Genomic DNA, 15,987 nt, shown 5'->3' with positions numbered 1-15,987 from the left:
ACAGGGTTAAATCAGGAAGATAGTTCTGTTTTTAGAATAGAGAATTTAAGGGAAATAAAAATTTATAATTATTGTCAGCTAAGGTAAAATGGGTGAGATAGAAATCCACCAGCACGTCAAATTATTCGGCTCTTCGGTAACTGTTATGCAAATAATTAACTTAAAATAAAATTCGATGAGAGAGCCTACGCCCAAAAATAGCTGAAACCCATACAGGAAAAGGTTTAAGGCATAAACTGGTTAATACAAAAAGATAGACAATCGAGTTAAGATTTGATATAATAGCCAAAAACCAGAGTATTTTACTTATGATACTTGACAAATTTTTGAACCTAGAAGGAACCTCTATTCAAGGCTATCTACACCTAGAAAATATCGGTATAGTTTTCCAAATCGAATCGAAAAATCAAAAAGCAATCTGTCCTCGTTGTGGGTTAGAGAGCGATAAACTCCACCAAAATCATCGACATTTAGTCAAAGATTTACCAATCTCAGGACAACCAGTGTACCTACAAGTTAATCGTCGTCAATTTAAGTGCGGTAATTGTCAGAAACCCTTTAGCGAAGAGTTAGATTTTGTCGGCAAGAAACGAACCTATACGAAAAGACTAGCCGAGAATATACTCGAACAATTAAAATCAGGAGATATTTTAAATGTTAGCCGAAGAAATGACGTAACGGAAGAAGAGATTCAAAGAATGATAGAGGACATAGCTGAAGAAATTACAGAGACAGACCTATCGAAATTAAAAAGACTAGGAATTGACGAAATCGCTCTAGTCAAAGGACAAAAAAATTACTGTGCGGTTTTAGTAAATTTAGATACGGGAAAACTAATAGCTATTCTAGAGAAGCGAACACAAGAAGAATTGAGGGAAACGCTTACAGGGTGGGGAAAAGAGGTATTAGAGCAAATTGAAGAAGTCAGCATAGACCTTTGGTTGCCCTATAAAAATTTGGTGAAAGAATTGATGCCATCGGCCGAGGTAGTCGCCGATAGATTCCATGTAATGAAACAAATTAATCAAGAGTTAGACGAACAAAGAAAAGCAGAAAAAAGAGCCGTAGAAGCGCAGAAAAATAAGAAACAGAAAGCGGAAAAAGAAGCGAAGCTAGAAGTTTTAAAGCGAAGTAAATATAGCTTGTTAAAAAATGAAAAAGATTTAACGGAAACCCAAAAAATTAAACTAGAAGCTATCAAAGAAAATTTTCCAAATTTGAAAAAGATGCAGGAATTAAAGGAAGAATTTAGAAAGATTTATGAAACCTCAGAGAATCCGACAGAAGGACTGCTATCCATCTCGGAATGGTTGGCAAAATCCTCCAGTGTTTTTACTAAGAGTTGTCAAACAATCCGAAACTGGTTTGGAGAAATAATTAGTTATTTCGAGCAAAGGACAACGAATGGGGTGGTCGAGGGAATCAACAATAAACTTAAACTAATAAAACGGAGAGCCTATGGCTTTAGAAACTTTCGGAATTTTTGGGTTAGAAGTATGTTATCTTGGCATCTTGTCTGTTGATTTAGCATAAAGGGTAACGAAGAGCCAATTATTCCAAGATGGCTCAAAAAGCGGCAACCCTAGAAATTTCGGAATTAATGCAATTTTTCCATCAAGAATTAGATGATTTACCCGATGAGAGGAAACCTGGAAATAATAGAAAATATGAGATAAAAGATGCCGTGATGGCTGCATTTTCAGTCTTTTTTACTCAGTCGCCGTCTTTTTTAGACCATCAACGTTTAATGAAAAGCAATAAGGGAAAAGATAATGCTGAAAGTTTATTTTCAATTAAAAAAATTCCTGGGGATAATCAAATAAGAAATTTGCTAGATCCAGTGCCAGCATCTAATATCTCTAGGACTTTTCAAAAAGTCTATGAATGGTTAAAAGAAAAGGGAGTTTTGAAAAAGTTTCTCTACTTAGATGGAGAAATATTAGTGGCGTTAGATGGCACAGAATATTTCTCATCCAAGAAAATTAATTGCCCTCATTGTAACTGTCGTAATCATCGAAATGGAACTACAACTTATTTTCATGGCTGTGTCACACCGATAGTAGTTTCTCCTAAGCAAAAACAAGTAATTAATTTAGAGCCAGAATTCATTAAAAAACAAGATGGACATCAAAAACAAGACTGTGAAAATGCGGCCGTTAAAAGATGGTTAAATAGGAATCATAAAAATAAGTATGGTTATCCTGTAACTCTTTTAGGAGACGACTTATATTCTCACGAACCTGTTTGTGAATTAGCGATAAAACAAGGTTATAATTTTATTTTTGTTTGTTTGGAAACGTCGCATAAAACTTTATATGAATGGCTAGATTTTTTAGAAAAAAGTGGCGAAGTTAGGACCGTTGAAAAGAAACAATGGGATGGACGAAAAAATCTAATTTATCGTTATCGTTATGCTTCTAGAGTTCCCTTAAGAGAGGGCGACTCAAGTCTCGAAGTTAATTGGTGTGAAGTGACTGTTATCAATGAAAAAACCCAGAAAACTATCTACCAAAATAATTGGATAACTAATCATAAAATCACGGAAAATAATGTCGAAGAAATTGTCAAAGCTGGACGTAGCAGATGGAAAGTTGAAAATGAAGGCAATAACGTTCTTAAAAATCACGGTTATAATTTAGAGCATAACTTTGGTCATGGTCAGAATCATTTGTGCGAGTTCTTATTGTCTTTGAATTTACTAGCTTTTTTATTTCATACCGTGTTGGATTTAGTTAATTACACCTATCAAAAGATTCGTGAGCTATTAGTAACTAGGACTTCTTTCTTTAATGATATTCGTACCCTATTAAAATTTATTTGGTTTAAGAATTGGTCGGAATTTTTCTCATTTATTCTAACCGAATATGTCCCATTTAAAAAAGTAAATTCTAGTTAAAAATGTCAGAACTCTTGAAGAAAAAAAAGAAAGTTGTTCATAAAAAAAACTAAAAATTTTGTTAGAATTTCATCCAGATTTATGAGTTGAAATCGATTTTTTGTGGACAAAGTTCTTAAAACCTGTCTATCTCCAGCTTTGGATGATAATTATCTGTCAAAAAATCATGCTTCTACACAAGTTCTCTATTTAAATAAGAGAATTTTATCTGATTTTTTTCAAAATGAGAATTGCTGGGCATTCCCAATCATTTTGAAGTGATTAGAAGTCTTCCTCATGGTCATGTGATGGCTATTTTAGAGACGATTAAAAAATTAGGTTTAGATAAAATAATCAGTGAAAAATCCTCACGAATCAGAAACTTAGTGGTGGCAATGATTGTGGCAAGAATCATCAATCCTAAATCGAAATTAGCCACAGCGAGAGGGTTTAATAGCGAAACTTGCAGTCAGAGTTTAGGACAATTGTTAGACTTAGAGAAAGCCGATGAAGACGAATTATATAACGCCTTAGATTGGTTATTAGAAAAACAAGAGAAAATTGAGAAGCACCTAGCACTTAAACACTTAGAATCAGGAACATTAGTCTTGTATGATGTCACTTCTAGTTACCTAGAAGGAGATGGTTGTGAACTGGGAAAATATGGTTATAACCGAGATAAAAAGAAAGGGAGAACTCAGATAGTTTTTGGTTTGTTGTGTTCAGCTAAGGGTTGTCCGATAGCGGTAGAAGTCTTTGAAGGAAACACTTCAGATGGTGCTACTTTAAGCGGACAAATTGAGAAAGTCAGAAAGGGTTGGGGGATTGAGAATGTGGTCTGGGTAAGCGATAGAGGAATTTTAACCAACTCGAAAATCAAGGAATTAGTAAAACCCATAGAAGGATTAGACTATATTACTGGTTTAACTAAGCCTCAAATTCGGAAACTGGCTGAGGTAGAAGTGATTCAATTAGGATTATTTGAGCAGGTAAACTTGGTGGAATTTGAGAGTGAAGATTATCCCGACGAAAGATTAATTGCTTGTCGGAATCCTTTAATCGCCCAGAAAAATCAACTACAAAGAGAGGCATTATTAGAGGCGGTAGAGAAGGAACTAGATTTGATTGTTCAGGCGACTCAAAGGGAGAAAAGAGCTTTAAAGGGTCAAGATAAGATAGCTTTGAGAGTCGGTAAGGTTCTTAATCAGTTTAAGGTCAATAAATACTATAACTTAGAGATAACAGAAGAAGGCTTTTCTTATCAGCGTCAGCTGGAATTAATCGCTCAAGAAACGGCTTTGGATGGTGTGTATGTGTTAGGAATTTCTCTGGAGTCAACCTTGATGGATGCAGCGACGACGGTTAAAGCTTATAAAAGTTTGTCTCAAGTGGAGGAGGCATTTCGCTGTTATAAGTCAATTGATTTAAAGGTACGTCCTATCTATCATTATAAGGGTGATAGAGTCAAGGCTCATATCTTTTTATGTATGTTGGCTTATTATGTGGAATGGCATTTAAAACAGTGCTTGGCTCCTTTGTTATTTGAGGATGAAGAAATTGATGATGGTTCTCTGAATGTGATTAAAGCGAGTCGCAGTGAATCCGCTCAGTCTAAAGAGAGAAAAAAACGGAATCAAGAGAACTTTCCTGTGCATAGTTTTCGGACTTTGTTGGAAGACTTGGGGACGATTTGCTTGAATACAGTGGAATGTACGATTAGGGAGGGAAGTTATCGTTTTTCTAAGATAACTCGACCGACCCAACTGCAACAAAAAGCGTTAGATTTATTGGAAGTTTCCCTGATTTGTAGCCAGTAACGGGGCGCTGGAAATTTTCTTAATCCTTTCTACAGCACAGATTATGGCTTTTTGTCAACGGGGAAGTCCAGGAATATTATGGAACATTTGAAAGAAGCTGAAATGGATTTACAATCAGGTTGCCTTATTGATTGGGAAAGCTGAGATGACTTATAAAGTCCGTTTGACAGCTAAAGCAAATAAAGTTTATTCTGAAGCGGATCCAATCTTAAAAAAGAAGATTGCTAAGTGTTTAAAACTCCTTCAAGAAACACCGAAAAATTATCCTCAAATTAAAGCATTAAAGGGAGAATTTGCTGGGAAGTATCGCTTCCGCGTTGGAGACTATCGGGTTATCTATACCGTTGATGATAGTCAGTCTCAAGTTATTGTCTTACCGCCAATAAATAGGGTTTGCTGAAAAAGTTTGTTGTTGAAGTCAGTCAGGAAGCGGGAGTTTCAGGCTTTTTTGTCCTCTTTTTTGCACTAATTTGTGTTCTATAAAAATGGTAATGCAAGGTTTTTGAAGCTCCCAATCCTCCTAGTGTTAATATTCGCTAATCTCATGCAATTGGAAAGGCAAGATTTGAGAAAAAAAGTAGAAGTTAAGGAACGCGGAGCATTCGGTCTTCGATTTCTTGCCAGACGGTAGGGGAAATATTAACAGCCACTTTTTGGCATTTGAGAATCCGGCGATTAATATAAAAATAATGCCTGTCTATTTCGCTAATTTCGTTGATCGATAAATTAAGTAATTCAGGCGTTAAATTAAAAGCAGTACTCCACATTTTCAAGAATTGATCAGCAAATTCTCGACGTTCTTTTGTAGTTGCTTTATCATCAGGAATAATTTGTTTGAAAGCTTCTAAATCAGCGCTTAATTGGGAAAAATTAACCTTAGAAACAATTCGATCCTGAGCAAATAAGTTAACTAACTGGACAAACTCATCGATGAGGTTGGGGGTAAAGGACATCTCGGTGATTAAGTAGGCGATCTCGGGGGCGTAGGCGTAGGCGATGACGATGCTGTGGATGATGGCGGTGACGTTGGGGATGTGGATGACGTTGTAGCTGTAGATGATGCAGGTGTAGAAGATGACGAGCCAATAGGCGATCACTCTTCTTCCTACAGGTTTAATCGGACTATCAACAGAATCTTTAGTCATCTCATCTGCCCATTGCAAAATCGGCACTAATTTTTGACCGAGGGGCGTTTTAAGATAATTATGGGCTTCTTTCTCCATTGCTAATAACAATTTATCGGCTTTCCCTCGCATCAAACCCGCCACTAACAAAAACACCTCTTCCCAACGAGTTTCTGTTACATAATTCTTAACTGCTTCTTCAATCAAATCATTATCATAGATATACTGAGCCGTCAGGTATTCCTGAAGGGTTAAATGAGAAAAAGAATAGACATCTCTCGCCCGCTCTACTAAAATTCCCTGTTCAATTTCAATGGTTTTTAATACTTTTTCTCCGTCTAAATGTTGCGGAGCATTTAAGTTTTGTTTAAGGTGATCTTTAATTTGCTTAACAACTTCTCGTTTTTCTAGAAAAAGTTTATCTGCTACAAAATTCTGATAAGCAATTTCAGATAGCAAAATTTCTTCTTGCTCAATACTGAGATTTTCATAAACTAAACCGCGATTAGGTAAACGTTTTTCGGCTGACCATTTTTCCAATAAAATTCGTAACGCATCTTGATAAAGGCGACTGCGATTTGTGGGAAAAGATTGATTTTCATCATAAACCAAACACAAAAAAGTCAACAATAACGGTGTATGAGCTAACTCTTTTGCACTTTTATACTCCTCCTTTTGCAACAGTTCCCAACAATTTTTAGCCGTCTCATTTTTGCGGTCTAATTCCGAACTAAACCAATGTTCAATAAAACTTTGAATTTGCTGATCATCAAATTCGACAATTTCAATATCGGTAAATCGTCGAAGATGAGTTCTAGCAGCAGTACGGCAGGAGAGAATAAAACGATTTTTATGATACCTATCTACAAAATCTTTAATTTTCTCGATTACATTATAAACATTAGCTGTTGGCACTTCATCTAAACCATCTAATAAAATTAGTAATTCCCCTTTTTCTAGTTTATTGCTAATATTTTTTTCCACATTGGGAAAACCACAGATTTTAAACTCCTCTTCAATTAATGCCTGAATATTAATCTCGTTTTCTTTAAAGTTTTTCAACTCCAGTAAAACAGGTGTTAGAGGATGCTGATAACTGTCTTTATTTCCCTTGAGAGCTTCTAAACCAACTTTTCGCAAAAATGTAGATTTACCAATACCAGGATCACCAAGTACCATTAAATATTGTTCTTGATTAGCCAAAAGTAAACCATCTTTTTTACCATCATCCCTAAAGTTAAATCGTCGCTGCTTACTCTCACGATATTTATTTTCTAAATTTTCATCATAATAATCCCTGACTAAATTTCCTAAACATTTGACATTAACATAAATTGACTCCAAATCCATAGGCTTAGACATTTTTAAAACCTTAATCATGCCGTGCCGATCCCAGTAACGTTGAGTATATTCCCGCAAAAAAAGATACTTTCCTTCTTTGAAAAGCTGTCCGACATCTTTATTCAATAACTCATTTTTATTAATACCCTCCCACCCCGATTTAATGATTTGGCCAATAAAATTATTAGTCAATGCCGTTACAATGGTTGTTTCAATTCCTGTCATAACTTAACCCCTGTAAATCCTCTGACGCTTAGTATAAGCCAGAAAGCGGGTTTCCCAACAACTCAGAAAGCGGGTTTCTCAACAACTCAGAAAGCGGGTTTCTTAAAGAAACCCGTTTTCTAATCTCTTAAACGGCTAAACTGAGAATAGCTGCCTGTCTTGACTCTCATTTCTCAGATTGTAAAATAATGCAAATTTATCTTGACTATAGCGCCACTACCCCCACTCATCCCCAAGTAATCGAGCGGGTTGCCACTATTCTGCGGCATCATTGGGGTAATCCCTCCAGTTTACACAGTTGGGGACAGGATACGGCGACAGTCATCGAAATGGCCAGAGAACAGGTAGCAGGGTTAATTAATGCCAATCCAGACCAGATTATCTTTACTTCTGGCGGCACGGAAGCCGATAATTTAGCGATTATCGGGGTTGCTCAACAGTATAACCGCCCCCGTCATATAATTATTTCTAGTGTGGAACATTCGGCGATCGCTGAACCCTGTAAACAATTAGAGCAGCAAGGTTGGCAAATTACTCGTCTTCCCGTCAATCGTCAAGGTAGGGTTAATCCTTTAGACCTAAAAGCCGCAATTCAAAGCGATACGGTCTTAATTTCCATTATTTACGGACAAAGTGAGGTGGGAACCCTACAACCGATTGAAGAATTGGGCAGCATTGCCAGAGAAAGGGGAGTTCTTTTTCACACCGATGCGGTGCAGGTGGCGGCAAGATGCGATATTGATGTGCGGAAACTGCCCGTAGATTTATTATCTCTTTCTAGCCATAAAATTTATGGAATGCAAGGATCGGGAGCTTTATACATCAGAGCCGGTGTCGATATTTTACCATTACTGCGGGGCGGTGGTCAGGAAAAAGGCCTGCGATCGGGAACCCAAGCCGTACCAGCGATCGCATCTTTTGGTTTAGCGGCCGAATTAGCCCAAAAAGACTTAATTAGCGAAAAAATGCGTTTAATGGGTCTGCGAGATCGATTATTTGACCTCTTAGCCGATTATCCTTATCTGCTGCCCACGGGGGACCGATTCTATCGTTTACCCCACCACGTCAGCTTTATTGTCCGTCCCGACGATAACAGTCGCATCACGGGAAAACAGCTAGTTCGTCAGCTTAATTTAGCAGGAATCGGCATTAGTTCTGGATCCGCCTGTCATAGTGGCAAACTTTCCCCCAGTCCAATTTTAAAAGCTATGGGCTACAGCGATCGAGAGGCATTAGCGGGAATTCGTTTAACCTTGGGAAGGGACACCAGCGCAGCCGATATAGATTGGACTGCTCTAGTATTAAAACAAGTGATCGATCGCTGTTTATCTGCTTTAATTGTCAGCAAGAGTTAGTTTATGCCTCAAATTGTCCTTCAATCAAGATAATTTCGCCAAAATCGGGAATCCATGCCACCCAACGGCCTTGATCCTGTTCACAGAGTAGTAGTGCTTCATCAAAGCTGTATGGAGAGGGAAGCATTCTTAGTCGTACCCATGTATTTGCTTGGGGACAAGTAACAACGGCAGTAGTGCGAGATTGTAGTAAGGACATACACAGATCACCCTGATAATTCTGTATCTAAATTTACAAAAAAACCGATGACTGTGGGTAACTCTGTTTTAAATCTTTACATCTCTAGAAAATTATCGGCTGCATCTCCTATTTGTGACTTTCCCTCACCTATAGGTGAGCAGCAGAAGTTATTCAAAGAGGGCGAATGCAATTCGCCCCTACAATAATATTATTGCGCCAATCGAACTGCGTGCGCCCAAAATGTCCTCTAGATATTTCGACCAAATTGAGCCAATTACGCCAATGACCGGCACTTTTTTGATTTCAAAAAAGCCTAAAGATATTATCCGACAAGGTTTTTAGATTTATTCGGCCAATCCTAGCTATGATCGTTACTGGTAAATGATAGTTAATAACTGGTAATGGTAAGTTCTTTCCCTCGCACCTATAAAATCGCCGTCATCGGTGACGTTCACGACCAATGGGAAATAGAAGATAATTTAGCACTAGAAGCTTTACAAGTGGATTTAGCCCTATTTGTGGGGGATTTTGGCAATGAATCCCTAGAAATTGTCGGTCGGATTGCTAGTTTGTCCTTACCAAAAGCCGTTATTCTCGGTAATCATGACGCTTGGTATAGCGCCACCCCCTGGGGACGAAAACAATGTCCCTACGATCGCGATCAAGAAGATCGTGTCACCGCCCAGTTAGAATTATTAGGGGTTGCTCATGTGGGTTACTCAAAACTAGACCTACCCAGTTTAGAGCTTTCGATTGTTGGGGGTCGTCCCTTTACTTGGGGAGGTTCCGAGTGGAAAAATGGAGAATTTTTTCAAGAACGTTATAACATCAGCAGTTTTGCCGAATCTACTGCCAAAATTATCGCTAATATTCAAGATACTGCCTATAATAACCTGATTTTTTTAGGTCACAATGGTCCGGCTGGACTGGGAAAGGAAGCGGAAGCTATCTGTGGTCGCGATTGGCAACCTTTGGGAGGGGACCACGGGGATCCGGATTTAGCAGCGGCCATCGCACAAGCACAGCTATTAGGAAAACAGGTTTCTCTCGTCAGTTTCGGTCATATGCACCACCGTCTCCGTCATACTACTTCCCGTTTACGCAATCCCGTGGTCACTTCCGAGATGGGAACTGTTTATCTGAATGCTGCTAGTGTTCCTCGCATTCTCCACTCTGATAGGGGTAAATCTCGCAATTTTTCCCTAGTCACTCTTGAAGAAGGTCTAGTCACAGAAGCATCTTTAATCTGGTTGAACGATAATTTCGAGATTATCAGTAATAGAAAACTTTATCACTCTGGGTCGTCAATCGATCGCCTATCTCCCCAATCTTGTTATTCTTAAGTTTTGACAATAGACCTTTTCTTAATCTTATGCGGTACAACCACTAATATCAGTTATCAGTTATCAGTTATCAGTTATCAGTTATCAGTTATCAGTTATCAGTTTTCGGTTAACTGTTTACTGATTACTAAAAAAAGCTTCCCAATTCATAATTTATAATTCATAATTTATAATTTATAATTTATAATTTATAATTCATAATTTCCTATAGATAGTTAATTTTTTGAGCGATTAGAGGTAAAGCAAGAGCGATAGCAACACTAACAACCATACCGATAAAAGCTTTCAAGGCATCCCCTAAAACCAGTTTACCCGTGGCGGCTAAATTAGGGGTTTCTCTGGTTAAAGTCAGAGAAATTTCTCGACCTCCTAATAAACCTAAAAATACCCAAGTGGTACTCATGGGAATATGATTATAGCCAACAAAAAACAGTAAAATTAAGCCATAAATCAAGTTAATAATTGTTGCAGAACGCAGATCATGGGCGTTAGTTTTGCTAGTGACAATTTTCTCGATTTGACCACCATGATTAATAAAAATGATGGTTTGCAGGAGTAGCATAACTGTTAGAGATAAAACTAACCATATTGCTGCTAACTGTCTGGGAAGATAGGCGAAAATATTAGCAAAATCTTGCATTAACCATTGACTCCAGAGAAACCCGGTGGATAACCACTGTAAAACTACCCAGATTTTTTGAGGTTCTTTATTAACTGTTTCTAGGAAAAAGTTTTCTAATCGATAAATAATTCGATAGATTACTAACCCCACTATAACAGCAATAGCATAACCCCAAGCAGATTTAACTAACATTTCATCTAGAGATTGGGGAGCAAAAACTGTTAAAACCAAAAAGGTTGTACTCACAGGTATTCCCCAAGTGGTGAGAATTAAAATTGCCAGGGGAGGAACGATATAAATCCAAGTAAAATTTTCTGGGAAGGGAATCATTTCTAGTCGATTATAAGCCACATCTCCCTGATTAATGTACCAACCAGCGATAAAAATCGAGGCTAAGATTATACTGGAATACAGCCATAAAATCCACCAGGGACGTTCTTCATTGGCACTTAAAAAAGTACCTAAAGTTTGTAGGGAATCGTTGGCAACAATCGCATAAGCTGATAGGATAAAGCCAGCAATCATAAAAAAATTACTCATAGACAGTGGGAATTATGAATTATGAATTATGAATTATGAATTATGAATTGGGGAGAATAAATAAAAATAATCTCATCTCCTGACAACTGGCTCCCCATCAATATAACCGCTGTACCTCCTTAATTTTGCTTTAAAAAATCCCTAGCTAGATAGAAAGCTGCTAAACTACCAGAGACAGTAATTTCCTGGGGATTAATTTCCTGTAAAGGTCGCAGAATAACTTCAATTTCCTCGGTAATATCTAACTTTTGTTGACCGGTGGGAGTAGCATTAAGAGCCAAAAAAATATGAATTCTGTTAGTATCTTTAACAGGATTATCGTACAAAACAGCTAGAGGTATTAGAGAATCACTTTGATAACCAGTTTCCTCCTCAAATTCCCGACGCGCTGCCGCAGTAATATTATCTTCACCCGCAGCTACTGCTCCGGCAGGAAATTCCAATAAAATTTCCTTAACTCCGTGACGATATTGACGAACAAAAACTAATTGATTATCCCCAGTAACTGGAACAACTAACACAATTTCAGGACGAATATTAACGAAATAATCATCGATAACTTGTCCAGAGGATAACTTCACCGCATCTTGACGGACTTGACACCAACGATTCTGAAAAACTAGCTCAGACTTAATAATTTGCCATTTTTTTAAATTAGTCATCGACAATCCTGTTATAATTGCAGTGAAATTACTAAACTCTTTCTCAGATAATTATAGCTATCTAGGGACTATTCCTGATAAAATTAAATTTTATACTCCCATCTCCCATGTCGTTAATTCAATGGTATCCCGGTCATATTGCCAAAGCGGAAAGAAAACTTAAGGAACATCTTAAACTCGTGGATGTGATCCTAGAAGTGCGCGATGCTCGCATTCCCTTAGCTTCCCATCATCCCCAGGTGGAGGATTGGATTGGCAATAAACCGCGCTTATTAATCTTAAATCGTCTCGATATGATTCCCGAATCTGCCCAGCAACAATGGGTAACATGGTTTAAAAGTCAAGGAGAAACCGTCTATTTTACTAACGCTAAACAGGGAGAAAGAGTTAAAGCAATTATCAAAGCGGCGGAAAAAATTGGTGATGAAATTAACCAAAAACGCCAACTAAGAGGAATGTTACCGCGTCCAGTACGTGCCGTGGTGATTGGGTTTCCCAATGTGGGCAAATCTGCCCTGATTAACCGTTTATTAGGGCGAAAAGTCGTTGCCAGCGCCCGCAGGGCCGGAGTAACGCGACAGTTACAATGGGTGCGAATTTCCGACACCTTAGAATTATTAGACGCACCGGGGGTGATTCCTTCCCGTTTAGAAAATCAAAAGGATGCGGTGAAATTAGCTATCTGTGAGGATATTGGGGATGCTGGTTATGATAACCAAAGGATAGCGGCGGCTTTTGTCGATTTATTAATAGAATTACAGTATGAAGGACTTTTACAATCTCGTTACGGGTTGAATACTCTAGACATAACCGGGGAGGATTTTATCGAAAAATTGGCCAATCTCAAATATCAAGAAGATAAAGAAAGGGCAGCCATGCAGTTACTCAATGATTTTCGTAAGGGAATAATCGGGGCTATCCCCTTAGAATTGCCCCCTTCCTCTTGAAATCTCCTGTTTTTAACTCAATAGTTAATTACCCAATTTGTCAAAATTACCGCCTGTTAGTCCACTGAGCTGCCGATAAGATTAAAGAAATCGGTAAAGTTGCAGGGATCGATCGAACTCTGAAGGAAGATAGGGGATAAACGACAGAGATAAAAAAGACTATGGGCAAACCGACTGGCTTTATCGAATTCCTGCGTGAACTTCCTTCCGAACTTACCCCCCTCGATCGCCTTCATAATTGGGATGAGTTTCATCTTCCCATGCCAGAAGATAAACTCCGCAATCAGGCCGCCCGTTGTATGGATTGTGGTACACCATTTTGTCACACGGGAACCCTAATTAGTGGCATGGCCAGTGGTTGCCCGATTAATAACCTGATTCCCGAATGGAATGATTTAATCTATCGAGGATTGTGGCGAGAAGCCCTCGATCGCCTCCATAAAACCAATAATTTCCCCGAATTTACCGGTAGAGTCTGCCCCGCTCCCTGTGAGGGTTCCTGTGTTCTCGGTATTCATAATCCCCCCGTTACGATCAAAAATATTGAATGTTCGATTATCGACAAGGGTTGGGAATCCGGGTGGATTACTGCCAATCCCCCCGCAATCCGTACCGGCAAAAAAGTGGCCGTAATCGGTTCCGGACCTGCTGGATTAGCGGCTGCCGACCAGTTAAATAAAGCTGGTCACTGGGTGACGGTTTACGAACGGGCCGATCGCCCCGGGGGCCTGTTGATGTACGGTATCCCCAACATGAAGTTAGATAAGGAAGAAGTGGTTCTGCGTCGTCTCCAGATGCTCGAACAGGAAGGGGTAAAAATGGTCTGTAACACGGAAGTGGGTAAGGATATCAGCAGCCAAGACCTATTAAACGAATATGATGCCGTGGTTATCTGTACCGGAGCCACCAAACCCCGGGATTTAAACATCGAAGGTCGCCAATTAAAGGGTATTCACTTCGCCATGGAGTTTCTCACCGCTAATACAAAAGCACTATTAGACGGACAGCCTGGGGAGGATTTTATCTCGGCTGCGGGTAAAGACGTGGTAATTATCGGCGGTGGCGACACGGGAACCGACTGTGTGGGGACTTCCCTGCGTCATAACTGCCGTAGCGTCACCCAATTAGAAATTATGCCGCAACCGCCCCGGGAACGGGCCACCGATAATCCCTGGCCCGAATGGCCGAAAATTTACCGTCTGGACTATGGACAAGAGGAAGCAGCCGCCCGTTTTGGCGATGACCCCCGGGTTTATACCACCACAGCAACCAAATTCGAGGGGGATAGCGAGGGTAACGTGACGGGGATTCATACCGTACAAGTGGAATGGCAACGCAACGAAAAAGGGCAGTTTATCCCCCAACCGGTGGCAGGAACGGAAAAAGTCATCCCGACGCAATTGGTTCTATTGGCCATGGGATTTTTAGGACCAGAACAGCCTTTACTCGATGATTTGGGACTAGAAAAGGATGCCCGCAGCAATATCAAGGCCGAACACGGTCAATTTGCCACTAGCTTACCGAAAGTCTTTGCAGCGGGGGATTGTCGTCGTGGTCAAAGTTTGGTGGTTTGGGCGATTAATGAAGGCCGCGGGGCCGCCAGAGAATGCGATCGCTTTTTGATGGGGGCGACGGATTTACCGTAAACCAGTAGTTACTCCCACCATTGTCCTGACTTGCTGGGGGTGTTTTCCCCTCGTTATCGTCAGGGACAAAAAGAGGCCTCAGCCATAGCCATCAAAACCCAACCGCGAGTCAAACCTTCTCAATCTGAACAGCAGGGGGAGCGAGGAAACAATTGTCCCTATTGCCTATCCGCTCCCTGTTTAAACTGTTGCCACCGATGAATCAAGCACCACCTGTTCATTGGTGGGTAATTCCAGACAATAACCCGCACCGTAAACGGTTTTAATATAGCGAGGGTGGCGGGGATCGGGTTCTAGTTTCGTTCTCAGATGGCGAATATGAACGCGAATAGTCTCGATATCATCATCGGGATCATATCCCCAGACTTCCTTGAGAATATCACTGGGGGAAACGGTTTGACCGTGACGTTGGAGAAGACAGTGGAGTAACTCGAATTCTAGATGGGTTAACTTGACCACACCTTCAAACCAGACCGCCTCAAAACGTTCGGGAACCAGGGTTAAAGGTCCAAAACTGAGTATTTCTGAGTGTTTAGCTGCTTGGGGAATGCGATCGGTGCGTCTGAGGAGAGCGCGTACCCTAGCTAACATTTCCTCCACCTCGAAAGGTTTGGTCAGGTAATCATCAGCACCGGCGTTAAAACCTTCCACTTTATCTTGGGTTTGTCCTAAGGCTGTGAGCATCAAAATCGGGATGTCGGACGTGCGTTCATCTCGTCGCAAACGCTGACAGACGGTAAAACCATCGACTTTGGGCAACATTAAATCCAGCATAATTAAATCGGGTTGTAACTGGACGGCCAAGGCCTGGCCTTTAATCCCGTCCTCTGCGGGGTTAACGTCATAACCCGCCATCTCCAAGTTGATGGAGACTAATTCCGCGATTGCAGGATCATCATCGATTACAAGTATTCGGGGCATTACCAGAGTGTTATGACTAAGGGTTGGGGTAGAGGGTTACTAAATGTGTTCTTACTGACATTGCGACTAGGGCTTTGTCTCTCAAGGGCTTGAGTTTAGCACAACATAAAGAATCCTGTACTGATTATAAGCATGATTGCTAAATTCGGTTTCAATTTGTGAAATTTTGCCGATATAAGTCTCCTAAATGTTAAGAATTTTTAAGAAGTGTAAACAGTGTTGGTCGAAAATTGATATTGGTGCTAAGTTACACCCTCTCCTGCCTAAAGATCAACTAGGGAGCAGTTTTTCACTAATCTTTACAATTACGCCATCTCGATGGATACCGGTTTTAACTGGCGGTTAAGTCCTTCTATATCTAAATTTCCCCCCTAAGCTTCCCCAGCGG

12 protein-coding genes and 1 pseudogene are annotated in these 15,987 nt (G+C 39.9%); 8 read left to right on the top strand and 5 right to left on the bottom strand.

What is annotated here, in order from left to right:
* Positions 1-308: 308 nt before the first annotated feature.
* The 4 genes and pseudogenes from ACE3JL_RS01955 to ACE3JL_RS01940 all read left to right on the top strand — a co-directional run bounded on the left by ACE3JL_RS01955 (position 309) and on the right by ACE3JL_RS01940 (position 5,092).
* The gene (locus ACE3JL_RS01955) at positions 309-1,523 is read left to right on the top strand and encodes an ISL3 family transposase (protein WP_375328722.1); all 1,215 of its coding nucleotides are present in this window, start codon (positions 309-311) and stop codon (positions 1,521-1,523) included.
* A 38-nt stretch (positions 1,524-1,561) separates the two neighbouring features.
* Positions 1,562-2,810, top strand: a pseudogene (locus tag ACE3JL_RS01950) (ISNCY family transposase).
* 373 nt (positions 2,811-3,183) lie between these two features.
* Entirely contained in the window at positions 3,184-4,692 is a 1,509-nt protein-coding gene (locus ACE3JL_RS01945) for an IS1634 family transposase (RefSeq protein WP_375329573.1), read from the top strand.
* Between the two features lie 145 nt (positions 4,693-4,837).
* A complete protein-coding gene (locus ACE3JL_RS01940; RefSeq protein WP_271991964.1) occupies positions 4,838-5,092 on the top strand; it encodes a type II toxin-antitoxin system RelE/ParE family toxin in 255 nt (84 codons plus the stop codon).
* Positions 5,093-5,276: 184 nt separating this feature from the next.
* On the opposite strand, the gene ACE3JL_RS01935 is transcribed toward ACE3JL_RS01940, so the two are convergent.
* Complete coding sequence (locus tag ACE3JL_RS01935; protein ID WP_375328721.1) at positions 5,277-7,382, bottom strand: NACHT domain-containing protein; 2,106 nt, start codon at positions 7,380-7,382, stop codon at positions 5,277-5,279.
* Positions 7,383-7,570: 188 nt separating this feature from the next.
* On the opposite strand from ACE3JL_RS01935, the gene ACE3JL_RS01930 reads away from it, so the two are divergent.
* Positions 7,571-8,737, top strand: coding sequence for a cysteine desulfurase family protein (locus ACE3JL_RS01930; RefSeq protein WP_271991967.1), 1,167 nt, complete (start codon positions 7,571-7,573; stop codon positions 8,735-8,737).
* 1 nt (position 8,738) lies between these two features.
* Here ACE3JL_RS01930 and ACE3JL_RS01925 read toward each other — a convergent pair whose 3' ends face one another.
* On the bottom strand, positions 8,739-8,936 hold the full coding sequence (locus ACE3JL_RS01925) for a hypothetical protein (RefSeq protein ID WP_052277213.1): 198 nt from the start codon (positions 8,934-8,936) through the stop codon (positions 8,739-8,741).
* Between the two features lie 383 nt (positions 8,937-9,319).
* On the opposite strand from ACE3JL_RS01925, the gene ACE3JL_RS01920 reads away from it, so the two are divergent.
* Positions 9,320-10,261, top strand: a complete 942-nt coding sequence (locus ACE3JL_RS01920) for a TIGR04168 family protein (protein WP_375328720.1) — start codon at positions 9,320-9,322, stop codon at positions 10,259-10,261.
* Between the two features lie 205 nt (positions 10,262-10,466).
* On the opposite strand, the gene ACE3JL_RS01915 is transcribed toward ACE3JL_RS01920, so the two are convergent.
* On the bottom strand, positions 10,467-11,408 hold the full coding sequence (locus tag ACE3JL_RS01915) for a hypothetical protein (RefSeq protein ID WP_375329572.1): 942 nt from the start codon (positions 11,406-11,408) through the stop codon (positions 10,467-10,469).
* 134 nt (positions 11,409-11,542) lie between these two features.
* Positions 11,543-12,085: an NUDIX hydrolase gene (locus tag ACE3JL_RS01910; protein WP_375328719.1), complete on the bottom strand. Its 543-nt coding sequence runs from the start codon at positions 12,083-12,085 to the stop codon at positions 11,543-11,545.
* Between the two features lie 107 nt (positions 12,086-12,192).
* On the opposite strand from ACE3JL_RS01910, the gene ylqF reads away from it, so the two are divergent.
* Positions 12,193-13,032 carry a ribosome biogenesis GTPase YlqF gene (gene ylqF / locus ACE3JL_RS01905; protein ID WP_271989830.1) on the top strand — a complete coding sequence of 280 codons (840 nt, stop codon included), beginning with the start codon at positions 12,193-12,195 and terminating at the stop codon, positions 13,030-13,032.
* A gap of 161 nt (positions 13,033-13,193) precedes the next feature.
* A complete protein-coding gene (locus tag ACE3JL_RS01900; protein WP_271989828.1) occupies positions 13,194-14,678 on the top strand; it encodes a glutamate synthase subunit beta in 1,485 nt (494 codons plus the stop codon).
* 180 nt (positions 14,679-14,858) lie between these two features.
* On the opposite strand, the gene ACE3JL_RS01895 is transcribed toward ACE3JL_RS01900, so the two are convergent.
* The gene (locus ACE3JL_RS01895) at positions 14,859-15,599 is read right to left on the bottom strand and encodes a response regulator transcription factor (RefSeq protein WP_052278494.1); all 741 of its coding nucleotides are present in this window, start codon (positions 15,597-15,599) and stop codon (positions 14,859-14,861) included.
* Positions 15,600-15,987: the final 388 nt, after the last annotated feature.

Origin of the sequence: Microcystis sp. BLCC-F210 (assembly GCF_042134685.1) — a bacterium.
In the GTDB taxonomy this organism is placed as follows: Bacteria; Cyanobacteriota; Cyanobacteriia; order Cyanobacteriales; family Microcystaceae; genus Microcystis; species Microcystis aeruginosa_D.
This window is presented reverse-complemented; position numbering and strand designations above follow the sequence as displayed.